Here is a 24139-nt window from a genome sequence, read left to right on the forward strand (position 1 = left end):
GATGCTGTTACTGCAGCATCACTAAGTGTTAGTGACTACTAGCTCCGTTAACACACTCTTAAGCTACGCCTTTAGCCAGAAAATTTATTGCTTATACACGCCAAGTTTACAACTTAGCTACATTAGGAACAAAGTGTCTCATTGACCCTGCTACGCGGTAGATTTAGGCTAATGCCAACCTTGTTTGCTGCACGTGGTAACCGATGAAAAACTTAACCGAACACCTAAGCCAGTACGCGCAGTACCATCGCGACGAACGTAATATCCTCACCCATTACGCCGGCATCCCGCTCATTATCATTGCAGTATTTGGCTTGCTGTACTGGCCGCTTTTTAGCTTGGCTGGCTTAACTATTACACCCTCGTTGGTATTGTTTATAGCCGCTATGGCTTTTTACCTGCGGCTTGATCTGCGCTTTGCAGTAGTAATGCTGCTGTTTAGTGGAACTTGCCTGTTGCTGGCGGCACAACTGGCAAGCTTATCGCTCTGGCTATGGCTGGGCAGTTCAATCGTATTATTTGTTGTAGGCTGGTTATTGCAGTTTGTTGGTCATTACTTTGAAGGCAAAAAACCGGCTTTTGTCGATGATATTATTGGGCTCTTTGTTGGACCGCTGTTTATCGTTGCCGAATTAAGCTTTAAACTGGGTCTGCGAAAACCGTTACAGCAGGATATCGAGCAAATTGCCGGTAAAACGCATTAAGTCAGCCCAAAGCTGATGCAGCTTTTTTAGCTGCCAGAATCCCAAGAACTGGATTTAGGTCTCACTGAAGTAAGTGGTAGTGAATGAAATTTTTATCTTTTTGTACCGGCAGCTTGGTGCTGCTGTATTCGGTATTTACCTTAGCCGCACCCGCTAACTTTGATCAGGCAAAACGTTTAGCCCAGGGTATTCACGCAGCAGATGCCAAAAGCTTTTATTGCGATTGTGATATTAGCTGGCAAGGCAAAAAAGGCAGCCCCAATTTGGCGGCCTGTGGTTATCAGGTGCGCAAAAACAACCAGCGCGCCAACAGAATAGAATGGGAACATATTATGCCTGCTCACCACTTTGGCCACCAACGCCAGTGCTGGCAAGAGGGTGGCCGGAAAAACTGCGTCAAAACCGACAGCGTATTTCGTGCCATGGAAGCTGATTTATATAACCTAAAACCCGCCATTGGCGAGGTAAACGGCGATCGCAGCAATTATCGCTTTGGTGTATTGCCTTCAACCCCGGCGCAACATGGCGCTTGTCCGGTAAAAGTCGATTTTAAACAACGCGTGTTTGAACCCGCTCCGCCAGTGCGTGGCGATATTGCGCGTATTTATTTTTATATGGCAGACAAATATAACCTTAACCTGTCGCGTGCACAGCAACAGCTGTTTATGGCCTGGCACAAGCAAGACCCTGTCACGACAAAAGAGCAGGATCTAAACCGGCAAACCGCCAAAGAAATGGGCCACGACAACCCTTTTGTCAGCGGTGTGCGTGAATGGAATTTAGGTTATAAACCGACAGGTTATGGCGTAACCAGCAACCAGTAAACTGGCTACTGTGCTTTCACGTATCGCATTATATTTATAAAGGTATCTGTCCAGTAGGTCGCTCGATTTGCAGCGAGGTACGCCAGCAATTGATCATGTGCCTGAGCAGAAACACTTAGGTGATCGCCACCGACGCCATGAAAGGTGAGATTAACCATTGTGCCGTGCTTCGCGGCTTGCTTAACGAAGGCGATTAACTCAGCACCACTGCTACCAACAGGGACTATGACTTCTACCGCATAAACATCAAACTCTGCCATATCGGCGATTATTGCCCCCGGCTTTGCCTTTATCGCTACAAAATCTTTATGAATTAACGGCCAGTATGGCTGCCCTCGTGCCAGCGCATCACCGCAAGGAGCAGTAAACGTGCGCTCGGTTTGGCCGTCAATAGTAAATAACATGCTATTGGCTAGCCGAATTTGTTGTACCAGCTGCGTAGCACTGATGTTATCTAGATCATCGTCAGCGCCAACCCAGTCACGTCCGGGTTTGCTGGCCGAGCATTGGTGGAATAAAGTATGGTTACCCAGTTCATGACCCTGTGTTGCTGCAGCACGCCACTCACTTAAACGTGACGTGATAAGCGGACTGGATAATTGCAGATAAAAGCTGGCTTTCAGGCCGTACGCATTAAGCGCCGGAATGGCCACATCCAGCTGCGATGCCAGCGTATCGTCATACGCCAGGCTAACTGCAGCTTTAGCACCATGGGGCCAGTTATCCCCTTTGGCGCTAAGATGCCAGCAACAGCACAAAAGAAGCAGTAGAGTAGTAAAGATATTACTCATGGGTTACTAGCATCTGTATAGCGTTGGATTAAGACATTAATAGTGCCTTCTTGGCGCATCTGTTCTAATTCCAACTGCATGCGCTCAGCAAGCTTTACCGGGAAGAGAAGGTTTAACGCCAGATAGTTATCGCCAACATCTTCCAATTTAAATAATGCCTCAGCACTGTCTTCTGGTAACTTGTTATTACGTAACCAGGTACGTAAAGAGCGCTTAGAGCCCACCAGCAAGTCTACCCGTTTTGCCATAAACAATGGTACGGGCTCAGACTTAGTGGCGAAATCTAACATATTGCGACCAAACTCAAAGCCATGACGCTTGAAATAGCTTTCGTACACATCGCCACGAGCAACGGCCAGCTTAAAATTTTTTGCTTCCTCAAGATTAGTCGGGTTAACCTCGGTTCTGCCTTTTAAACGAAACAAATAACCCCAGTCTGATGCGATTGGCCCAACCCAGCGAAACAACGGTTCGCGGGCGGCGCTTCGCGCAGTTGAAAACACACCACTCATCTGCTGATGCTGAGCATTTTCGTAAGCCCGCCGCCAGGGTAATACCGTGATATTGCAGTCAAGCTCAAGACGCTGACACAACTGATGCATAAGCTCGACATTAATACCATCTGGCCGGCCATCAACAATATAGCTGTACGGTGGCAGATGCTCGGTATATAAATGAAGGGTTGGCGGTTGCTGAATTGCCGCGGCATAACCGGACAGAAATACTAAGCACCATAGTACAAAACGCATTGAGTTTCCGGGCAGATATTTGATACTTCAGACTAATAGTAAATCAAGCAGACAGCAAGCTTATAAGATGCATAAATCAGCACACTTACAATAGCTCGATATTCCGTTATGATAGAACGACATAAGTTAATCTATACCAAGGAGTCGTTATGATAACTGCATTGTATGCCGCATTGCTGGCACTCTTTTACATTGTGTTGAGTTTTAAAGTGGTTGGTAAACGCCGTCAGTTTAAGGTGGGTATTGGTAGCAATGGTGAAATGGCTTTGGAGCGCGCCATACGAGTGCATGGTAACTTTGCTGAGTATGTACCTTTTGCGCTGTTACTGATATTTTTCGCTGAATATAGCGGATTAGCGCCGCTTTATCTTCACATACTCGGAATTGCACTACTACTGGGCAGGCTAAGCCATGCCTGGGGCGTACGTCAGGTTTCTGAGCCACTAAAATTCCGCGTGTTTGGCACAATACTGACATTATCGGTACTGATGTTATCTGCAGTGGCGATATTGGCGCTATACAGTTCCAGGCTCTTACTCGCCTGATAAAATGCAAAGCCAGCCTATGTCTAGCTAACCTATTAAGCCCTGGGTAGGCCAACAGGCCCACCCAGGATAAAAGCCGCTAATTAATCGCGATAGCTTGCTGGCGCAGTGGCTCAAGTCCCTCTAAACGCTTCTGATACGATGAGTAATCAGGGGTAACACTATTTATTAACTTACCCGCGGGGTTATATACCCAACTGTACCACGGCTGTATTGGCTGTACTTCTGCATTAGCCTGTGCCAATAACATTGCCGCACGATCGTTACTGGTAGCTTGCATTAAGAAAAAGGGCTTTAACAGAACTATGCTGAGTTGTTCTGTGATTGCTATATCATCCCTAGCCAAGTCTTCTTTTAGCGCAGCGGCTATAGCATTATCACCAAACACCCATTCGCCCGATAATGCTTGTAACAAACTTAACTCCTCAGGTGTAAAGGGCGCTAGCCAGCTATCTGGCATCATATCGGCTTGCTGTTGTGGTTCAATTTGTTGTTTAAGCACAGTGGCAAAACTAAAGTGGCGTTTTACCGCCTCAATACTGATCATTTTGCTAAGCAACAAATTATTACCAGATAAAACGGTGCGCCAGAATTGAAGGTCTTGCTGCAACAATAATCTGACAGTCGGGATATCCTGTTGCTGTGCCGCTAGCCAGGCTTGTAAAAAAAGCAGCTGTTGGGCATGCATAATGCCGTGATAAGACGGCAATGCTTGTGCTGCGTCAGCCAATGCTGGTTCATACCAATGAGGATAACTGCGCACCTGTTGGTAAAAATCTATCAGCGGCTTATGCTCGTCAATAAGTTGAGCTACATTAGGTTGGGCGGCTAAAACCGTATTGCAGTCTTCTGTATCGCACTGACGCATCAACTGAGAAAAAGTGTCTGACACCATATGTTCAGTTGCACCTGCATGCTGACGAAAGTATTCATAGCCATTATTATCAGGGGTAATTTCTGCCAGAACTTCCTGCAGAGTACGCATAGTAGAAGCTGCGGTGGATGGTGCCTCGTCTTGCCAATTTATTACAAGCAACACAACGTATATTGTAACTACTATAGACAATAGCGTCGCAACCACCTTAAAAATCAATTTTATCCATTTTAACCACAACATCCATTACACCTTAACGTCGATTGACCAGTAAATTGCTAATATTAATACTTTAAGTTTTTAACAAAATTCATCTGCAATTACCACCTTTAACGCACTTTACAGGCTAAGTCGTCGTTAACGCCATTTTCATGCCAAAGCATTTTACATGAAGCGCAAACCCCATTTAGCTTACAGTACCACCTGGACCGTGAACTGTGCCGACATCCAACATACCCTGTTGAATTGCGCCGGTTAAATCGCTGTATAGTAATGCTTCAGCTTGCTCAAAGCTGACAGTTAACCCTTTAATCATGCATACCTGGTTACGGCCATTGGCTTTACTAAGATAAAGTGCCATATCCACAATTTGCATGACTTTTTCCCAATCGAGATGCTCTTCTTTGATGCCGGAAAAGGGTAAGTGAATAAAACCACCGCTGGCAGTAACATGAATATCGTATTGCTCGAACTTAACCGTGGGTTCGGCGATGACATGTAAAATACGCTGAATAAAACCATCGAGCAGAGAAGGGCTAATATTCTCCAGCACAAGCAGTATTTCCTCGCCGCCCCAGCGCACAACCATATCATTTTCACGACAGGTTTTTTGCAAGCGGCGACTAATATCTATTAATACCGCATCACCCGCACTATGACCATAATGGTCATTAATACGTTTAAAAAAGTCGATATCCAGTAACAGCAGCCCGGTTAAATTACCGCTGGCATCCTGCTCGCGGCGTTGTTTACTGCGCAATTGCATATGCTCTTGCAAAGCCCGCCGGTTGTATAACCCGGTTAAGTGATCACGTTGCGACTGAAATGCCAGTTGCTTGTTGGTTTCGTATAATTTCCGATTTGATCGGCGTACTTTACGATATAATTGCAGCAAAGCCATTGCCGCAAATAACATAAGCAGCACAAACAATAAGGTTAGCTTCTGTTGTAGCTGTTTATTCTCCAACAGCTGCGCCTTTAAATTATTTTCCTGTTCCAAAATAGTAATTTGCTGAGCTTGTGCTTTAGTGTTGTATCGATTTTGCAGTTCATTTAGCCGTGCCTCACGCCCTGCTGAGCGAATATCCTCGCGTAACGTCATTTGCTCTAGCAGGGTGTCCGCTTGCTGCTGATACATGCCTGCGGCAGCATATGCCTTTGCCAGCCATTCATAGTACGGTTCAAACTCAGCTTTTGTCGCGTGCTGACTAAAATAGCTCATACTCGCTTTTATTTGCTCAATACCAGCACTTTGTTCGCCCTCAAAAACACGAATATATCCTAAATTCATTGTAATCAGCTGCTGACTGTATTCATCTTTCAGCCTGCCAGCGCGTTCCAACGCCAGCAGTAAAATACGTTTCGCCGCGGCATAATCTTGCAATTCAATATAGGTAGCACCCAAATTATTTTCAAACGTCAATGCCGTGTATTCGTCGTTGTTCTCTAAAGCTGCAACTAAACCTTTTTTATTCACGCTGATCGCTATATCAAACTGTTTTTCTGAACTGGCGATATAGCCTTGTAGCAAATACAATTCGGGTAACACTGTTATATGCTGGTATTTGATGGCATCAGCAATAAGCTGTTTTGTCAGCGCCTTCGCCTGCGGCCAGTTTTTTAATTCGGTATGAACCTGGGCAATATTAAAATTTAGAAAACCGCGACGGCGTAGAGTTAAGGCATCATCTGTTTCCGAGACACTATCGAGTGCACGAATAAAGTGCTCTAGTGCGCGCTCGTACTGGCTATCTGCTTTGAACAGCCGCCCTAAAACGTTATTGGCGAAATAGCTTACCCGGGTGTTTGACGCATCTTTAAGCTGCAACACAAGTTTATCCGCTTTAATGACAGCATCATCTAACTTTTGTTGATACATTAGCAATTCTAGCTCTGTGGCAAATATTTCACTCAATGCATCAGGGTGTTCAGTGAACTGAGCTTGCTGCATTAATTGTTGCATCAGACGTTCTGTTTTTGCGGTGTCTTTGCTGTAATATGCATCAAAAACCAAATAACTGATTAACCTTACCCGGCTTTGTATCGCCACTTGCATAATGTCGGTTTGCGCCAACTCATTTAACAGTACACTGGCTTCAGTTTGGTCTTGTTGAATGACCTGAATGTAACGGTCTAATGTTTCTTCTATGGCTAAATCAATTTCACTGGCAATAGTTGGCATCATGAACAGTAAAATACTGACAATAAAACCAAAACGCTTAGACGTAACGCGAAAATCAAGCATAAAAAGCAATACTCTGGCTGGCTTTCATTATTTTTAGTTCAACATACGTTATCAGTATAGTTGTTGCACATTTTTAAGGCTAAATTCGTCGATCTATATTGATCTGTGTTAGCAACCAACTATTTTCATGACACAACAACTTCAAGCTATTTATATGCGGAGTTAACTAAGGTATAACGGCGCAATGAAAATACCAAAACGCATTCAACCCTTAGTAGACGAAGGCTTAGTAGATGAAGTTATTCGCCCGCTAATGAGCGGGAAAGAAGCTTCTGTGTATATCGTCCGCTGTGGCGAGGACATTCGCTGCGCTAAAGTTTACAAAGACGCAGACCAGCGCAGCTTTAAACAAGCAGTGTTGTACCAGGAAGGCCGAAAAGTTCGCAGTAGTCGCCGTGCCCGCGCGATGGAGAAAGGTTCTAAATTCGGCCGTAAACAACAAGAAGAAAGCTGGCAAAATGCCGAAGTGGATGCCTTGTTTAAGTTGGCCAAAGCTGGTGTTCGCGTACCTGAACCTTATGGCTGCTATGACGGCGTTTTATTAATGGAACTGGTATGTGATGACGAAGGCATGGTTGCCCCCCGCTTAGGTGATGTTGCGATGGATGCAGATCTCGCGATAGATGATCACGCCACCATGATCCATTACATAGTGTTGATGTTGTGCGAAGGCCTGGTGCATGGCGATTTGTCTGAATTTAACGTACTGGTAGATGATCATGGTCCGGTTATTATTGACTTGCCGCAAGCTGTCGATGCGGCGGCAAATAATAATGCCAAGTGGATGTTTGAGCGTGATGTAAACAATATGCGCGATTACTATGGTCTGTATGCGCCTGAGTTACTAACAACCCAGTATGCCGCGGAGATATGGTCACTGTATGAAGCCGGTGAGCTTACCCCTGACGTAGAGCTAAGTGGAGAATTTGCCGAAGACACACACAGCGCCGATGTTGACGCTGTGTTAGAGCAAATTAAAGCCGCCTTTGCTGAAGCTGAAGCACGCAAAGCCGGCCTGGCAGATGACGATGACTAGACCTTAGTCTGCCGGTTGGTAATACACAAAAAATAACGTCTGCGCGCCCGCCAATCGCAGCCGATCTTTGTCACTGGCCGGTTGAATATAAATATGTGGAATACTAAACGCCTGTCCCATATTGCGATTGTAGTCAAAACCTGGCGGTATATTTTGCATCAGCGCTACGGTATCGCTTCCCGATCTGTGCATCTGAAACGTTGGCAGCTGCTGACGATAATAAGCCAGTACTTGTGCCGGACTTGCCTTAGTAATAAACGATGCACCCGGTAATGTTTCATAGCGTTGTTCAGCAATCTCCATCTCGCTTTGAGCAGGGATATTAATTAACAACTCTGCCTCTGGGTACAATGGCAACGTTATTAATGACTCCGAACCTTGGCTACCCGCTATCATAGCATCAACCATCTGTTGCATCTCAGCCACACCATGCTGCTGCATGCGCTCGATAAGCTGGTCCATTTGTTGTTGCTCTGCAGCAGTTGGGTCGCGGTCGCCAATGCGGTCAGATAAAGCATCAAGCTCCGCCATTAACGGATCATCCTGTTGTTCCGTATCACCATCGCGGTCACAAGCCTCCCAACGCTCCTGCGCTACACCGCTATGCTCTACAATGCTACTTTCTAAACATGCCTGATGTGCGGGGCTAGGCTCATCTGACATCATGTCACCCATGCCACACTCAGCGAAGGTTTGCCGATAAACGCGTTTAAGCCTATCTTGTGACACACCAACACACTGCGATATACGCTCTAGCTCACCCATGCGCTCCATCATGGTCAGCATCATGTTTATTTGCTGTTCTTGTTGAGCTGGGTTTGCCAGCGCACTGCCGGTTAACACTAACAACACCGTTAATATTTTCATCCTGCCGCCTCAATTAACAAATAGGCTGAAATGATAACCAAATGTGTATTTAAAGGTAAATCTAAATTTTACATCCTCACTTAATACTGATGTTTAAAAAGTGGCCTATTCTGCTAACTATTAGTCAAAATTTTTAGAGCTAAAGTTCTCAGTAAAATTATTTCCATAATTATCAACAACCTAAAAATGGCAAGCCTTTTGCTGTAACTTGTTTAAAGTAAATAATAAAAGGTAATAGCATGAAATTCTCTCAATTTGCAGCAGTCAGTTTAGTTGTGGTATCAGGTTTTTTGCTTAGCAACGCCTCAGCAGAAAATAGCTATGGTGATATTGATAAGGTACTAGGCAGCGCCTCGGTTGAATCCGGACAACACTACAACGATATTTCGGTGGTTAACGGCAGTGTAAAAATGGCCAGCGATAGCAGTGCCAATGAAATCTCTGTCGTCAATGGCAGCATTAAGATGGGCGAAAATGTTAGTGTTCACAGTGCATCAACGGTAAATGGTAGTATTGAAGCCGATGGCGGCTTAAAAACCGCGGCAAATTTAGAAACCGTTAACGGCAAAATACGTCCTGGCAGCAACGCCGTTATTGGTGGCAATGTTGATACAGTAAACGGCGATATTACACTGGACAGTAGCGAAGTAGCGCAAGATGTCAGCACGGTTAGTGGAGATATTTCGCTAAATGGCACCACAGTGATCAAGGGAGATTTGGTGTATAAGCCTCGTGGTAAACGTAAAACGTTTTTTGGCTGGGGCAACGACAGTAAACCCACCCTACATATCGGTGCCGACGCAGTGGTAGAAGGCCGTATAATTCTGCAGCAACAAGTCACTCTACAACTGGACAACCCTGCTATGCAGGATAAAGTAGAATATCAAATTAACGATGGCCGTTAAGCGCCAAGCTTAGTGTAATACTAAAGCGCCGCAGTCATACCCATGCGGCGCTTACTGTTATTGATATTTAGCGAAGTTTTTTTCACCACGAGCCAGCGCTTGCTCAGCGCGGTTTATATTCTGTTCTAATTCAGGCATGTAATCCGCGGTTTCAATTAACAGGTGCTTTGCATCTTCAATTTCATTAAGTAACGCAATACGCTCATCTCGCGTTAGCCCGTCTTCAACTAACAACTCTGTTTTAACTACAATATCTTGCTCAAGCTGGGTTAATAACCGCTGCTGCTTGTCAAAGGCACTGCGTGCCGCATTAACAGCTCGCTGCAACTGATATAGCTGTTGACCATCACGAAAGCCGCTTAAAAAATCCGCTTCCAGTGCCGAAGGGCAGCTACTTTGATAACTGCCGCCGCTACGTCCAACTGCAAAACCATTACGATGGGTGCAATACTGCTCTGCACCTTCCCGATGACCGCGGCGATACGCCGTTAAATCAGGAGTTACACCATGGTCAGCGCAATCTTGGCGATATTCGCTAATCGCTGTTTCATTTTTACCTTTTGCACCGTCTTCAAAACCAATAGTACGCCAATCTGCAGTTAGACATTCAGATTTATCCATCGAGGCGCATGCAGTAAGCATGGCTAACGTAATACAAAGTAAAGCAGCCTGTTTCAACATCGTTATTCCTTATTTTGTTGCTTGCCGACATTAAGCCACTGAGCAAGGTGCAGGGTCAACGGTTTAACCGCTTTTCGCCCCTACTTTGCTGCACAGCATCAACTATACTTTGACAACTCCAGTGGTATTAATTTATACACCATGATAAAAAACGTTAGACTTTACTGGCGGTATTTGATCCTACTCAGTGCTTGCTGGTTTACAGTTGCTCCAACATTACGGGCGGAATCGTTGGTCATTGTCGATGCCGTGTCATTATTACAGCCTCAGGCGCAACCTACCAACGAAAGCCTGCTACTGCGGCAACTTCTGCAAGCCTATCCTGCAGATTATAGTATCGTCGATGTGAGCCGAAATCGGGCTCGCGAATGGGAAAAAACAGCCGATAATGCCTGCATGCCCTGGCTAAAGAAAACTGCTGCGCGCCAGCAAGACTTTCTGTTTAGTTTGCCCTATATGATTGAAGCGGCGTTGCAACTAGTGGTTGCCGCCGACTCCGATGCATTACCATTATTAGACAGACTAAGCGGCAACAATAACACCCTCTCTTTGACACATTTACTCCAATTAAAACAAGCACCTTTGTTAGGCATAGAGTTAAACCGGACCTACGGCAACAATATTGACTCACTGGTTAGCCAGCGTTACGCCAGCTGGTCAATATATACCCGAACCAGCTCCAGCAATGAAACCGGTAGTATGCTGCCGATGTTAGAACGTGGTTTTATTGATGCCACACTGGAGTATCGCAAAGTTGCAGAACGCAGCGTTATGTCGTTGCGATATTATGCGATACAAGAAGCTGAACCGTTTAATCTGGTTTACTTTGCTTGCTCAAAAGGTGAACGTGGTCAACGCGTTGTTAATTTACTCAATGAAGCAATAAAACTAAAAAGCCAGCAAGTTGCTTATCAGCAGCTGGTGTTGCAGAGCATCGCTGAAAAAAACCATGATCAGGCATTGCAAACCTGGCTGCAAACGCTAAAACTTGCATCTGAAGTTGAACAACACAAATAACACGCAGCTAAACCTCTCCATGCGTTTTGCTATCAAGCAAGCGGCGCATTATTTGATTATTCCAATGCTGAATAATAATTTGTGCGCGAAACAACGCCCATAGCTCTACCACACTGATCGCCACAATCAGCCCCCAACCTAACCAGTAAAAACCCATCAACAGCAATAATATCCCAACGACAAACACCGTTAAATTGGCCACACCGCGCGCCCATTGCCCAAGATAAAAATGGTGCAGGCCAGCGAGAAAACACCAATTAAGCGTGGCGTAGGTGTCAGGGTCGCGCAGTTCATGCTTTAGCTGCTGATAAAGCGCCAACCGTTCAGTATCCGGTAACGCTGCAGCCTGCCCGCGTAATCTCTCTTCTTCGGCATCAACCTGTTGTTGATTTAACATGCTCAGCCTCCGGTACCGGTTCAATACATTTACAAAAACTGTCGCGCTGGCTACAACGCCGAATACGCTGCCAGCCCATGCTTACGCCCTTACGCGCGCCAAAACGGCTAATTGCGGTATAAGTATATGCAGAACAAGTGGGTTCAAAGTTGCAGTCAATGCCAAACCAGCGCTGCCCGCCACCGGTAGTGCGGTAACGCCGTATTGCCCACAGTAGCAGGCGCTGCACTTAACGACCTAAGGTAACAATCATGGCTTCACGGGTCCAAAAGAGCCAAAAACGTTTTTGTTCAATTACCTGAAACACCACCTGCCAGCCTTGTGCCGCCTGCGCATTTAGCTCGGCTTCCACTTTTTTCAGCGGCAAACCAGACGCCCCCAGAAAAATAGTGCCACAGCCACCCTCGGCAATATGCATAACTTTGTATTCTTTAAAGCTTGTTGGCATTGTTATATCCCTTAAGTCTATCTGGCTAGTGTTAGTTAATTATTGTTGTTTAATTTACCGTTCGCACCGCATTACTGCAAGCTAGTCTGCCAGCAGCATTACACCGGCGACAAGGCCGCACGTAAGGCCTCTTTATAGCGGCGCGACAACGCCAGTTGCTGGCCACTTTTTAGCAAAATATCGCCATCACCACTGCTGTCATAGCTGATACTGTCGATGGCATTATGATTTACCGCCAGGCTGCGGTGAATACGGCTAAAGCCTTTGCAGCTAAGTTGTACCAAGGTGCTACTTAAGGTCGCACGCAGCGGGTAGATACGGTCTTTACTGTGTAAATTCACGTAATTACCACTGGCTTCCAACCAGTCAATATCGTCGGTACGGATCAGGAACTCTTTATCCAGCTTTTTCACCAAAAAATGCTCCGGTGCCTTGGTCGCTGGCATAGTGACGTTATCCTCAGTGCTGTCGAGCTGGTGCGCTTCACCCTTTATCCGGCTATACACAAACAGCACCAATTGATAACCGATAATAAACGACAAATAACCCCAGACATCTTTGCGGTATTCGTAAAAAAACTCGCGCACCAAGGGGCCAAAGTTATAGTTGCCGCCTTGCCAGTGATAAACCAGTTCGCGCATCGCTACCATCAGGCTGACATGAAGCACTGAAAATAGCAGGCTGCCAAGCAAATGCGCCAGCAGCTGACGACGAACGCCACTTAGCTGCAACGGATAGCGGTTAAACCACCAAAACAGCAGCGGAAAAAGTAACAAGGTGCTGATGGCGCTGCTGTATTCCCAAACGATAGGCTCCCACATCTGCAAGCTGTTTGCGCTGCTGCTATCACGGCGGTGTTCCATCCACACCGAGCTGGCGTTAATGGCAGCATTAATAAAAAAATACAGCGCCAGCAGCAGGTAGCTGTATAGCCCCGGCCGCTGATCAAACCGTTCAAATACGCTTATTGCTTTATCATTCGTCACAGCCAACCACCTGTTATCCCCGTTTGCCGCCATCCGGCCATTCTACTGTGTCTCATGCTAGAGCAGCGGCGCACTATAACGCAACTGCAACGACGGAGCATTACCATGACAACAACCATTGACACCCGCCGCTACGATTTAGACTGGCTACGCACCCTGGCCTTTGGCCTGCTGATTTTGTATCACATTGGAATGTATTATGTCGCCGACTGGGGCTGGCATATCAAAAGCGATGTGACCAGCACAGCACTGCAGGACCTGATGATTTTGACCAACCCCTGGCGTATGTCGTTAATTTTTTTTATTTCGGCCATGGCACTGGCATTGGCACAACAACATTCAGCCAAGTTAACCTTGCTGGGGCTGCGCACTAACCGCTTACTGGTGCCGCTACTATGCGGTATGTTTATTGTGGTGGTGCCGCAGGTGTATTTTGAAGCGTTGTCGCAGCAGTTAATTGAACCGGGTTATCTGAGTTTCTGGTGGCAGTATATTAACCCCAATACAGCACTGCTACCTGAGCATCACAGTCCCATTGGCCTGCTAACCTGGAACCATCTGTGGTTTATTCCCTACTTATGGTGTTACAGCGCTATTGTGTTGCTGGTAGCACCGCTACTTAATACGCTGGCCAACAGGTTACAGCGAGTACCAGGCAGCATTGCGTTGCTGGCGGCAATGGTAACGCTAATCGGTGCCTGGTATTTCCTACGTCAGGCTTATCCGTCCAGCCACGCGTTGTTAGATGATTGGTATAACCACGCCAAATACTTCAGCGTATTTATTGCCGGCTATCTGTTTGCACTACAAGCTAACTGGTGGCAAAACGTCATTTCAGCCCGGCGCTGGTTTTTAACTGCAGCCGTTATTTGCTACAGCTTGATTATTGCTGACAGCAATGGCTGGTTTGACAGCATACCGGCGAGCTTTGGTGAATCCGTTAGCGGCCGGTTAATTGTTGGCGTGGTATTGGCGTTAAATCATTGGGGCTGGATCTTAGCCTTAATTGGCTACGCCGGGCGCTATCTAAACCGGCGCACCAACATAATCGACAAAGACGGTAAACTACTGCATTACAGTAATACCGCTATTTTGCCCTGGTATATGCTGCACCAGTCGCTGATTATTGTGTTTGCCGTCTGGCTAAAAGCACTAGCATTACCGGTGGGTATTGAAGCGGTATTACTTATTGTGTTGACATGCGCTGGTTGCTGGGCCGGTTACGAGCTAGTAAAACGCTTCTGGCTTAGCCGCTGGTTATTTGGTTTAAAGGTCAAGTTGCCAATACTGACAACGGCTACCCAGCCACTGCCAGACAACACACCTTGAAACAAATCGACACGACTTAAAATAAAACAACAGGCTATGCTGTAGGCTATTTTTTCAACCTGGCAGGTAAACAGCATGACAACCCAATTATTAACTAACACAGCACTTATGCGTGCCGGCGGCATTGCCGCCATAGGCATGGCGCTGTGCTATATCAGTGTGGCGGTTATTTTCTTTGGCCTGTTAGCCGTACCAGAGGGGTTGGATAGCCTTGGCCGGATGCAGTTTTACTTGCAGCAGGAATACCTGTTGGTCTCCATAGGCTGGGGCATTGGTTACCTGCTGTTTGGTGTGCTGCTGGCAATTTTGCTGCAAGCATTGCGCCAGGCAATGCCACAAAACCAGTCGGCTGTCGCGGCGTTAGCTGAGCGCTTTGGCAATATCTGGGTAATGCTGATGATGGCATCTGGCATGGTGGCGTTAGTTGGTATGAATATGACATTACGCCTACTCGACAGCAGCACTGACCAAGCCTTAGCGCTATACAACACCAGCAACCTGCTAACCAATGCCCTTGGCGGTGGCATTGAGCTGGTCGGCGGGCTCTGGGTACTCCTGCTAAGCATTGCAGGGTTACAACAGCAACGCTTTGCTAAAGTGCTACATATTTTGGGATTAATTGTCGGTAGCTTAGGCATCTTCACCTTGTTGCATACTGTGCCCTATCTGAAAGATGCTTTTGGTATTACTCAACTGATTTGGTTTATTTGGCTCGGTGTGGTGCTTTTGCGCACCCCATAATGGTTAAAAAATTTGGTAGCCACGACTCAATTAGCATATCTGTATGCAAAAATTTACTTTGTTGAAACAATAATCTAGAATCCGGCAAAATTTAACTGCTGGTACGCTAAACAATGAAATTGCTTTTAATTGCCATGATAGTAAGTCTGTCGGCCTGCGCTACAGTTAAAACACTTCCCACCACCACAAGCCATGTCAATATTGAGCATCACGGCAAGCGCAGCTATTGCCAGAGCATACCGCGCATTTACAGTGGTTTTTCTTATAACTTATGTAAATTACATGGCGAACCCAGCCGGCAGGTAAACCTGGGGGACAGTTTTAACAATGTGCCATTTTTTATAATTGATGGCACATTTTCACTAGTTGCTGATACGGTGATATTGCCTTACACGCTGTATACACAAAACAAGCATGGCAGTATTGATGTAAATTAGGCTGGCAATGGAATACCGTTTTTACCCACCTTACAACCAACATTGTGGCAGGCAAACCCAAGCTCTGATCATTGCTATTTTTATGTTGATTAGCTTGTTACCGCTGTTTTTTGATTATGGTAGGGTGCCTCAGCTTAAATTTATGCTGCTCGTATTTAGCCCCGGACTTGCGTACTGCGTTGTTGTCGCTTTTGATTATTTGGCGTCTCGTTATCTGATGCCCGGTTCGGTAAAACCATTTAAAATAACAGCATCACAGCTATTTATTCCTAAATGGCTGATACACAGTGAGGATAGTCAACTAGCGCAAGACACTATCATTGATGTTAAAGACCTACTGAGGATAGTCATTAACAGCTATACACTAAGGTCAAAACGTGGTGAGTTTGATGCTATAGATACGATTTGTCTGCAGTTTTATCATCAACGTATTTACCTGGATAGTAAAAAGCTAATGTTTGAAAGTGTAATAACCGATAAAAATAAGCTCATAAAAGCCTTAAAGTCATTGCCGTGCGATACAGCCTATGAAAATAAGAACAATTTTGGTGATGTGCGATTGCTTCACACTGTTGCTCAAGGCCGCTGGGGTTCTACCTATACGCTTTTGATCATTCTGATGTTTATTTTAATGTTTGGCAGTTTTCTACGACTGATATTCTGGTGACGATGAATCCCGCCCTCAACCCAACTGCATCCCGCCAATTTTACTCAACGTCACAAAAGTAACTAAAACCTGTTTTGGAGCGGTTACACCGGCATTACTCTGGCTTTTTGCAGCATACAAAACGCCGTTTCTCGGCGTTTTTTCAGAATAAGGGTCAGAACTAATAATCGCTACGTCTTTGCAAGGCATTGAAATACATAGCGTAAACTTAACTCGTCTTTAAATGTCTCCGACCCCTTTTTCGGTTATGAACCTTTGATCAGGTTAGAAAACCCTTCATTTTGAACTATTTTACCAATCAAATTCTGAACTGCTGGCATTAACGCTTGAGCAGTTTGATTACATGCTGTCTCACCATAAAAGCTGCTTGTAAAAGAATAGCTTTCAGATACAGATATTGACTGCCCATTCGATGAATTAATTGTCATAGCAATATCCCAACTGCCTGATGCAGATGAAAAATCAATTGAATTCAAGGTGCCTGTTAGGGTTACTGGAGCATTGCCATCATAGAGCTCTGCCATTTTCAACTCATCAACAAATGCTTTGCGAATAAACCCTTCAAAAGTTTGACCGTCAGGAGTTTTTATGGGTCCAACACCGCGACACATAATACTGGTTTTGCTTTCAGTGGCGGAGTTAAATTCACCAACATTTATATTGCTACCCACCACACTTTTTAATGATGAAATATTATCAACTGATACAGCATATCGATTTACAGAGTAAGTTGAACAAGCAGAAAGGCTTAAAACAACCAATGAGGCTAAACCCAATTTTTTAAACATTGTATCCATTTCCTTTTTTTTATTTTAACATCCAAACTATTTAGTATTTTTTCAACGCCCTTAAGGGGAATTAGACTTAGTAAACAATGCTTTAGTTTTACATTATTTATTTATCATGCATTATGTCTGTTACAAATTTTGCATGATTTTATTCTGCAACCTAAAGTGAAATCAAGTTGTTTATAAATGAAAGATTTCACATTTAAGTTGCAACATACAGCAATAACATCCCTTGCATATTCTGCTGCCTGAGCCCTTTAAGCTGCTCACAAAGTACCTGCTGGTAAGGCGTAAATTCAACTGCTACGGTTTTTGCTTTGATACCCGCGATAAAGCCAAGCTGCTTAACCGGCAGCATCGATTGGCTGGCGTGTTGTTGCAGTGTGGCAAGCTCGGGTAAAAGCATGGCGCTGTAGCCTTCGTTTAAGGCAATACTTACCCCTTTGGCGTCAAAATCACCAAAGTACAAGGTAGGTTTATTCTGTTTAAGCCACTGTGCTTTAAGTGCTTTACAGCCGCTACTATATTGGCTGTCACCGCGATAAATAATCAGCGGTTGCTGATAGGGTAATTGCAGTGTAAATGCATCAAGCTGGTAAAAGCAGTCTAGGTTTTCTACTACCAATAATGCGTCAAACTGCATAAGTGGCAGTTGCTGCCAGTCGATGTCGATAATATCCGCAGCTATGCCGAAGCTAATATCAGCTGGCTTGTTCAGCTTTAATAACACCCTGTGCTGGCGGGGTTTTAGGCCAACACTTTTAAGCTCTTGCTGGCTGCGCGTGGCATTGTCTAATCTGCTGTGTTGTTCTGGTGCATCCAAATAGCAGGCGTGTTTTAACTGGCGCTGCACGCGGGCGATGTCGCTTAGCAAAGCCAGGCTAAAGCTAAACTGCGGCAGGTTAAGACTGTTGCCTGGCACCAGTTCGTGCTCGATACACCAGAGCAGCACCTGCTGCACTGTTTTACTGCGGGTACTTACCCGTTCGCTGCCACTGGCATTTAGCCGTTGCTGCAGTTGCTGCAACCACCGCAGGCTTTGAGCAGTTAGCGCCGGGTAACTCATCAGGCAGCCTTTAAGCCCAGGCTGATATCACGAATAAGCAGTAACTGGTTCATGCTGCTGGCTGGCGCTTCGTCACGGACAATAGCAAACATCTGCTTTTCGTCCAGCGGCAGTGCTTGGTACTCGGCGATAATTTGATACAACCAAATTTCGCTGTCCCATTCCAATTGCTGCTGGGCTAAATAATCCAGCGCACTCAGCTTTCCGCCGTGGTCAATAACGCGTAAGTAAAAGTTCTCCACGTCAGTTTTCAGTGCTTGTTGCCGTGCGGCAATGGCGTCATCCTGCCATTGCTGGGCAAAACTAGCCGCTGGTGTTTCACTTAGCTGTGTCGCCTTAGTGCGCGGCAAGGCACGGACTAAGTCTGCCAATATTTGCCGCTCACTGGCTTTGTCCAGTGCAATGGCTGCATGTGGCTTTATGATGGCTGCTTGGTTAAACAGGGCTGGCACGTCAGTGCGATTAGGGTAATCGGCTGGCTGATACTTCGGGTGCTGGCGCAAAAACGCTGCCATGTTGTTAATCAACATCGAACGCGCTTGTTGCTGGCGAAATTTAGCCAGCAGTTCCACCAAGCGTTTCTGCACTTCTAACAAACTACTGTGATGCGAGCTCAGCTGGTTTTGTAGTTGGCTTACCAGTAACTTTCGCAAATGATTATTGCCTTCAGACAGCTCAATCAGCTCGTTAAAATCGAGTAAATCCAAGCCATCAAGCAAACGTCGCAGTTGTTTTTGCGCCCGCTCATTCTCACGAATTTTATCATCCAGGCTGGCAACAAAGCCAAAGTCGCTGTTTAGCCGGTGCCATAAGCTGTCTATCGCTTCTTCAAACTGGCCGCTTAGATCATGCACCTGTTCGGTTAGCCGCTGCAGTTGCAGCTCGGCCACGCTGTAATCGCCTTTGTATTGCGCATCACGATACGCCTGCACCCGGTTACGGATTTGCTCCAGCTTTTCGGCCACATCGGCGTTAATTTGCCGCCGGTTTTCGTCGGCCACCATACTGGCAATTAATTCGCTAACTAACGGCCGCAGTGCCAGCGGTTGCTGCTCGTCGGGTCGCCATAAAATGCGCGCGGCAATCAGTTTTTTCAGCGCGCCTTCACTAAACGCCGTTTCATCAACAAACCCATCCAGATAACCCTGCATCAGCGCTTTGTGGTGCTTGCCTAAAAGCGCTAACCGCTCGGCGCCGATGGTTAACAGGTTAGAGGCAATCGCGCTATCCACCGGGGCCATCAGATTAAGGCCTCCTGTGTCGGGGTGTCGTCTACCGGCAGGTGCTCTTCGTCACGAATAAAGCGAATAACATCAATTAAATAATCAATTTTACCGGTGACAATGTAGTACTGCCGCTCCTGGTGCGGTTGCAGCAGGTAACCATGCTCTTTTAAGCGGCGGAAAATCAGTTTTACCTGGTTATCCAGCTGTTCACTTTGGCTGTTAAAAAAGCGGTCGCTGGCCAGCTGATTAAGGCGCTGCCGCAGGCTTTGGTTATCTTCAGTACGTAGGATAAACTCCTGCAACTTAATGGTGTCGCCTGCCGTTAATGCGCTATCGCGGCCCAACGTTTCCTGCACCAATTGCAGCCATTCCAGCAACGGCAGCAGTGACTGCACTGTTAAGGCAAATAGGCCGCTTAGCTGCTCACGGGCGTCTTTTGTTAGCTCGTGATAACCCAGAAAAAATACACTGTTGTCTTCATTTGCCACCAAACGCCGGTTAAGCGGGCGCAGGTAATGGTTAATGTCGTGCTGGGTTTGCTCCACGCTTAAATGACGAAACGCATCTTCATCGGTGATGCAGCAAATAAACTCGCCAGCCAGCAGGCGCTCAAGTAAAGGTCCGTGTTGCAACATTAGCTTGCCTCCTGCTGTTTGCTGGCCAGTCGCTCGGCTAAGCGGCTAACTTTTGGCTGAATGCGTTTTAATCGGCGTTTAGCCGGTTCATGCTGATCAGGTTCAATTAAATAGCGGTGCGAAAACAGCATCAGTACGTCCGACTCCGGGTTGGGGAAGGCACCAACAATTACAATGTTATTGCTGCTACAGGCAGCAAACAGTTTTTCCACATTGTGATACGCTAGCGTGCCAATTTCATCGATTGGCCAGTGAATAGCCACCTTGGCATCGCCACGCAGCAAGCGGGTAAAAGCCAGTAAATACTTACATAAAATTAAGTAAGCCATACCGTGGCTGGACGATTCCAGCAGCTGGCGATCATTTTTAATTACCAGCTCAGAGCCACCTTCGCTTAAATGCAATTCAAGGCGCAGCAGCGATTCAATGCTGTATTGCTCATCTGCACGTAGCAGATCGACTACATCGGCCAGCGCGTTTAGGTATTGATCAGAGGGCAGTGCTTTGCCTGAAGCGCCCCAGTCATCATACAGTTTGGCGAAGTGCTTTAACGGCTGCCAAAAGCCCAGCTCGTCTATGGTGGATAAAATGCGCACTTCAGATTTACTAATACCCTCAAGCACCAAGTCGTCGGCGACGGCTTCACTTAAACGCCGGCTTTGCAGTGCAATACGGCGGTTTATGTCGCTAAACACGGTAAAGAACTTTTTAAGATCGCCGCCAATATTTTCGCCCATTTCCAGCAGTTGTTGCTGCGCATCTTTTAAAATTTGCAGCAGGCTGTGCAAAATAGGCAATTGCTGGCGTTTACCGGCATGCTCGGGTAACTGGCGTTGTTCGTGCTGCAGCCGGTCTAAAAACTCGGGTCCGGCATCTTTGCTTAAGATCGTTTCAAACTGTTCCAGCGCCGTTTTTAATGCGCCGTCCAGTTTGCTGCGTTGCTCCAGCGCTTCGTTAGCCCGCGCCAGCCGCTCGACAATATCAGCAGAAGCAACAAGCGTTGCCGGGCTAACATCGGCCAGATATAACTCGTTAAAGCGGGCAAATACCGGCCGTAACTGCGCCAGCAGTTGCTCAGCCTGGCTCATCAACTCCTGTTGCTGGCGTTTTTGCTCGTCAAGTTTTTTCTGGTTAGCGCTGTAATCGGCTTTTTGCTGCTCAAGTGCTTGCTTAACCGCACGCAGCTGCTGTTTTAAGTCGGTTTCTTTTGCTAACAACTCTGGACGAAGTTGTTGCCAGTCCAGCGCGATAAATTTTTGCCAGGCAGTTAATTCATCCTGACGCGCCTCAACTGCTTTAATGTCGGTTTTAAGTTGATCTTGCTTGTACTTAAGCTCAGTTAAACGACGCGGGTCAATACCCTTGGCTGACAGCTCTTCGTTAAACGCTTGCTGCAGCTCTTTAATCTGGTTTTTATTGTCGTCGCGCTTATGTTCCAGCTGACGTTCCAGCTCGTCTATTTGCTCGTCAAACACTTGCAGTTCGGCCTGCCAGTCAGCTTTGTGCTCTAGTTTCTGGCTGTTGTGGTCAGCTTTGAGTGCTTGTAAGTCGGCGTCTTGCTGCTGCTTCAGTTTTTCCAGCTGTTGCTGCTGAGCGGCCAGATCGGCTTTAACATCAGCTTGCCGTTTAGCAACAAGCTCACGCTGCTGCGCCTGCAGCCGGTTGCGCGCATCGCGGGCATAATCGATATTTTGCTCAAACTGGGTAAGCTGCCACTGTGCCTGCTCCAGCTGGGCACGGCTAATTTCGGCTTGCTCGTGCTGTTGTTGCAGGTTTTTTTCGGTCTGGGTTTTATCTGCCGTGGCCTGCACCAATTGCTGCTCAGCGCTGGCGATACGGTGACGAATGGCAGCTTCGTCCTGGGCATAGTCGGGAGTGTCAATTGCGGCTAACTCCAGCTGTAAACCATACAGGCTGTCGCTAAGTTCAGTGAAATGCGGTTGTAAATCCTGCCTTTCCAGCAAACGTTCATCCAGCACCTTGCCCAGCTTTTGCTCCCAACCGTTGTAGTGCAGGCGAAGAAAATGACGCAAACTGCCCTGCTCTGGTGTTAGCTGACGGTGCAATTGCTGCAATTGTTGCTCGGCACTGTGCAGCGCTTTTCGGCTAAGTTCCAGTTGCTGATCGGCATTATCACGCGCCGTGCGCGCCTGCTGATGCTGCTGTTGCAATTGCTGCAGTTTCCGTCCTTGTTGCTGTGCCTGTTGCTGAGCCTGCTCTAACCGCAGCTCTGCACTTCGCTGCTCTTCCAACTCGGCCTCTGTCAGGCTAGACGTCGCTAATTGACTTTGTAGTACGGCAATACTGCTGCTGATACTACTAAGCTGCTCGGCAAACTGCTGCTGCGCCTGTTGCAAACGGCTTTGAAATGTCTGTTCTAACACGGCTAGCTTATTATCTTGCTGTTCGCGGGTGCTGTCTTTTTGCTGTTGCAGTTGGCGGGCTTTGCCGCGGTGTTGCTCGCTTAAGCGGTTAAAAGCTTCGGCCAGCTTTATTTTACGCTGCTCTAGCTGACGCTCTAAGTCGCCGTGCTGCTCTACCATCAGCTGATATTGCTCTACAGTTTCTTCCAGCTGTTCACGCCATAATGGCAAAGCATCACTGTCACGCTGCAGCTTAGGCATATCTTTGCTGTCATAGTCGTCATAACGCTGTTGTAGTTGATCTAAGCGGGCACTGGTTTCATGTAAATCGGCTTCGGCTTTTGCCAGCGCGCTGTTTAGCTCCAGTTGCTGCTGGCTAAACTGCTCTTTTAAACTTTGCAGCTGGCCGCGCAGCGCATTGACCTGCTGCTCAGCATCGGCTTTGCGCAGCTTTTGCGCGCTGTCATCTTGTTGTAACAACGGCAATAAAGCGACTAACTGGGCTTCGCTGGCCGCTAATTGCTGCGCCAGCTGGTTTAACCGCTCAAAATCCTGCTGCAATTTGTCTAACCGCATCGACTGGCGCATTTGCTGGATCCACTCTCGCGCCTTGGTATTTTTTACCTTGGTGGTAGGCAGCGTTACGCCGTCTTCTTCAAAAATAGCCGCCAACATGGCTTTTAGCGTGTCCATTTTGCCTTCTTTGGCATGCACCGCACTAACCAGCTTTTCAATATGCCGTAACTTATGGCCGCTGCCTACCAGACTAAAACTGCCGGCCAAACGTCGCAGTTTTACGCTGTCGGCATTGTTACCGCGCAAAGCCGCAGCGTCGTTTTGAATAATACTGCGATACTCGCTGGTGGCGCTGATTTTAGCTGACACCTGCACCTCGGGCCGGCTGCGCATCGCTGCTGCCCAATCGCTGTAGCTCATGGCTTTTACATCATCGCCACTGTGTATCAGATAAAAGTCACTCTGATAGGCTGCACCAACAAAGCGGTAATCCACCCCGCCGTCGCTTTTCCGGGTTAGCACCACCTGACACACCGCGCCATCTTCGCGTTGATATTCATAAATCAGGTAGCTGTTCGAAAACGGCAGGTAAAATTCATCAAACTTTTTGCGGGTTTTGGGCACCACCCGGTTTGGCTGTTCGCCATAAAACACAGGCACTAAACGTTGCAGTGTGGTTTTACCCGAGGCATTGGTACCACAAATATTAGTGTGCTGATCCAGCTGTAACTCCACCACGCCAGGTAGATGAGTGTGCAGCAACACAATACGGAGTAATTGAGACATAGCGCATCCTGTCGGCCGCGCTGAGTTCAGCAATAAAATGGAGCGCGGCGAATATCAAATAATGCTGGATATTATCCACGTAAATGCCATAAACGCTAGCCCCGCGGACATAACAGACTTTCACACGCTAACAAGCAGGTTAAGGCTTTCGTTTGTAGACATAAGGTTACATAAACACAAACATAAAGCCTTGAAAAAGCGTCAGATTTATTTACAAAAGTAATTAGCAAGGGAGACGGGCAAATTATAAACTTTTGTTTTAATTGATTTTTAACAAAATTAAAACATGGCCCAAAA

The 24139-nt window shown here is 46.7% G+C and carries 25 protein-coding genes; 10 read left to right on the forward strand and 15 right to left on the reverse strand.

Annotated elements, in window-relative coordinates; genetic code table 11:
* Positions 1–203 precede the first annotated feature (203 nt).
* Both H595_RS0103875 and H595_RS0103880 read left to right on the forward strand, forming a co-directional pair.
* Entirely contained in the window at positions 204–704 is a 501-nt protein-coding gene (locus H595_RS0103875; protein WP_027670014.1) for an Mpo1 family 2-hydroxy fatty acid dioxygenase, read from the forward strand.
* Between the two features lie 83 nt (positions 705–787).
* Positions 788–1528 carry an endonuclease gene (locus H595_RS0103880; RefSeq protein ID WP_027670015.1) on the forward strand — a complete coding sequence of 247 codons (741 nt, stop codon included), beginning with the start codon at positions 788–790 and terminating at the stop codon, positions 1526–1528.
* Positions 1529–1533: 5 nt separating this feature from the next.
* Here H595_RS0103880 and H595_RS0103885 read toward each other — a convergent pair whose 3' ends face one another.
* Both H595_RS0103885 and H595_RS21580 read right to left on the reverse strand, forming a co-directional pair.
* Positions 1534–2319 (reverse strand): polysaccharide deacetylase family protein, encoded by a 786-nt coding sequence (locus tag H595_RS0103885; protein WP_027670016.1) that lies wholly within the window; start codon positions 2317–2319, stop codon positions 1534–1536.
* A complete protein-coding gene (locus H595_RS21580) occupies positions 2316–3068 on the reverse strand; it encodes a substrate-binding periplasmic protein (RefSeq protein ID WP_051219723.1) in 753 nt (250 codons plus the stop codon). The genes H595_RS0103885 and H595_RS21580 overlap by 4 nt, the downstream gene beginning before the upstream one ends.
* Positions 3069–3217: 149 nt before the next feature.
* Here H595_RS21580 and H595_RS0103895 point away from each other — a divergent pair, with 149 nt between their 5' ends.
* Complete coding sequence (locus H595_RS0103895; RefSeq protein ID WP_027670017.1) at positions 3218–3613, forward strand: MAPEG family protein; 396 nt, start codon at positions 3218–3220, stop codon at positions 3611–3613.
* Positions 3614–3692: 79 nt separating this feature from the next.
* On the opposite strand, the gene H595_RS0103900 is transcribed toward H595_RS0103895, so the two are convergent.
* Both H595_RS0103900 and H595_RS21585 read right to left on the reverse strand, forming a co-directional pair.
* Positions 3693–4598, reverse strand: a complete 906-nt coding sequence (locus tag H595_RS0103900; protein ID WP_156885915.1) for a hypothetical protein — start codon at positions 4596–4598, stop codon at positions 3693–3695.
* A gap of 295 nt (positions 4599–4893) precedes the next feature.
* Complete coding sequence (locus H595_RS21585) at positions 4894–6951, reverse strand: tetratricopeptide repeat-containing diguanylate cyclase (RefSeq protein ID WP_037053583.1); 2058 nt, start codon at positions 6949–6951, stop codon at positions 4894–4896.
* Between the two features lie 184 nt (positions 6952–7135).
* On the opposite strand from H595_RS21585, the gene H595_RS0103910 reads away from it, so the two are divergent.
* Entirely contained in the window at positions 7136–7987 is an 852-nt protein-coding gene (locus H595_RS0103910) for a PA4780 family RIO1-like protein kinase (RefSeq protein ID WP_027670019.1), read from the forward strand.
* A gap of 3 nt (positions 7988–7990) precedes the next feature.
* Here the strand turns inward: H595_RS0103910 and H595_RS0103915 are convergent, their stop codons facing one another.
* Entirely contained in the window at positions 7991–8854 is an 864-nt protein-coding gene (locus H595_RS0103915) for a hypothetical protein (RefSeq protein ID WP_027670020.1), read from the reverse strand.
* A 239-nt stretch (positions 8855–9093) separates the two neighbouring features.
* On the opposite strand from H595_RS0103915, the gene H595_RS0103920 reads away from it, so the two are divergent.
* Positions 9094–9759 (forward strand): DUF4097 family beta strand repeat-containing protein, encoded by a 666-nt coding sequence (locus tag H595_RS0103920; protein WP_027670021.1) that lies wholly within the window; start codon positions 9094–9096, stop codon positions 9757–9759.
* Positions 9760–9816: 57 nt separating this feature from the next.
* Here H595_RS0103920 and H595_RS0103925 read toward each other — a convergent pair whose 3' ends face one another.
* Positions 9817–10440, reverse strand: a complete 624-nt coding sequence (locus H595_RS0103925) for a DUF2799 domain-containing protein (protein WP_027670022.1) — start codon at positions 10438–10440, stop codon at positions 9817–9819.
* 231 nt (positions 10441–10671) lie between these two features.
* On the opposite strand from H595_RS0103925, the gene H595_RS0103930 reads away from it, so the two are divergent.
* A complete protein-coding gene (locus H595_RS0103930; protein ID WP_156885916.1) occupies positions 10672–11457 on the forward strand; it encodes a hypothetical protein in 786 nt (261 codons plus the stop codon).
* Between the two features lie 7 nt (positions 11458–11464).
* On the opposite strand, the gene H595_RS0103935 is transcribed toward H595_RS0103930, so the two are convergent.
* From H595_RS0103935 to H595_RS0103950, 4 genes are all read right to left on the reverse strand, one after another.
* A complete protein-coding gene (locus H595_RS0103935; RefSeq protein ID WP_027670024.1) occupies positions 11465–11854 on the reverse strand; it encodes a TM2 domain-containing protein in 390 nt (129 codons plus the stop codon).
* On the reverse strand, positions 11832–12083 hold the full coding sequence (gene yidD / locus H595_RS0103940) for a membrane protein insertion efficiency factor YidD (RefSeq protein ID WP_027670025.1): 252 nt from the start codon (positions 12081–12083) through the stop codon (positions 11832–11834). Before yidD ends, H595_RS0103935 begins: the two co-directional genes overlap by 23 nt.
* A complete protein-coding gene (locus tag H595_RS0103945; protein ID WP_027670026.1) occupies positions 12084–12302 on the reverse strand; it encodes a DUF4177 domain-containing protein in 219 nt (72 codons plus the stop codon). It abuts the gene before it with no gap.
* A 98-nt stretch (positions 12303–12400) separates the two neighbouring features.
* Positions 12401–13288: a LytR/AlgR family response regulator transcription factor gene (locus H595_RS0103950; protein ID WP_027670027.1), complete on the reverse strand. Its 888-nt coding sequence runs from the start codon at positions 13286–13288 to the stop codon at positions 12401–12403.
* Between the two features lie 105 nt (positions 13289–13393).
* On the opposite strand from H595_RS0103950, the gene H595_RS21590 reads away from it, so the two are divergent.
* From H595_RS21590 to H595_RS0103970, 4 genes are all read left to right on the forward strand, one after another.
* Positions 13394–14617, forward strand: a complete 1224-nt coding sequence (locus H595_RS21590; protein ID WP_051219725.1) for an acyltransferase family protein — start codon at positions 13394–13396, stop codon at positions 14615–14617.
* 75 nt (positions 14618–14692) lie between these two features.
* Positions 14693–15358 carry a hypothetical protein gene (locus H595_RS0103960; protein WP_027670028.1) on the forward strand — a complete coding sequence of 222 codons (666 nt, stop codon included), beginning with the start codon at positions 14693–14695 and terminating at the stop codon, positions 15356–15358.
* Positions 15359–15471: 113 nt separating this feature from the next.
* On the forward strand, positions 15472–15795 hold the full coding sequence (locus tag H595_RS0103965; RefSeq protein ID WP_027670029.1) for a YceK/YidQ family lipoprotein: 324 nt from the start codon (positions 15472–15474) through the stop codon (positions 15793–15795).
* Between the two features lie 7 nt (positions 15796–15802).
* Positions 15803–16462 carry a hypothetical protein gene (locus H595_RS0103970; RefSeq protein WP_027670030.1) on the forward strand — a complete coding sequence of 220 codons (660 nt, stop codon included), beginning with the start codon at positions 15803–15805 and terminating at the stop codon, positions 16460–16462.
* Between the two features lie 245 nt (positions 16463–16707).
* Here H595_RS0103970 and H595_RS0103980 read toward each other — a convergent pair whose 3' ends face one another.
* The 5 genes from H595_RS0103980 to H595_RS0104000 form a co-directional block, all read right to left on the reverse strand.
* Positions 16708–17250, reverse strand: a complete 543-nt coding sequence (locus H595_RS0103980; protein ID WP_027670031.1) for a hypothetical protein — start codon at positions 17248–17250, stop codon at positions 16708–16710.
* 202 nt (positions 17251–17452) lie between these two features.
* Positions 17453–18316 (reverse strand): DUF7281 domain-containing protein, encoded by an 864-nt coding sequence (locus tag H595_RS0103985; RefSeq protein ID WP_027670032.1) that lies wholly within the window; start codon positions 18314–18316, stop codon positions 17453–17455.
* Entirely contained in the window at positions 18316–19557 is a 1242-nt protein-coding gene (locus H595_RS0103990; RefSeq protein ID WP_027670033.1) for a hypothetical protein, read from the reverse strand. Before H595_RS0103990 ends, H595_RS0103985 begins: the two co-directional genes overlap by 1 nt.
* Positions 19557–20177 carry a hypothetical protein gene (locus tag H595_RS0103995; RefSeq protein WP_027670034.1) on the reverse strand — a complete coding sequence of 207 codons (621 nt, stop codon included), beginning with the start codon at positions 20175–20177 and terminating at the stop codon, positions 19557–19559. Before H595_RS0103995 ends, H595_RS0103990 begins: the two co-directional genes overlap by 1 nt.
* The gene (locus H595_RS0104000; protein WP_027670035.1) at positions 20177–23842 is read right to left on the reverse strand and encodes an ATP-binding protein; all 3666 of its coding nucleotides are present in this window, start codon (positions 23840–23842) and stop codon (positions 20177–20179) included. The genes H595_RS0103995 and H595_RS0104000 overlap by 1 nt, the downstream gene beginning before the upstream one ends.
* Positions 23843–24139 lie beyond the last annotated feature (297 nt).

Origin of the sequence: Rheinheimera baltica DSM 14885, from assembly GCF_000425345.1 — a bacterium.
Lineage (GTDB): Bacteria > Pseudomonadota > Gammaproteobacteria > Enterobacterales > Alteromonadaceae > Alishewanella > Alishewanella baltica.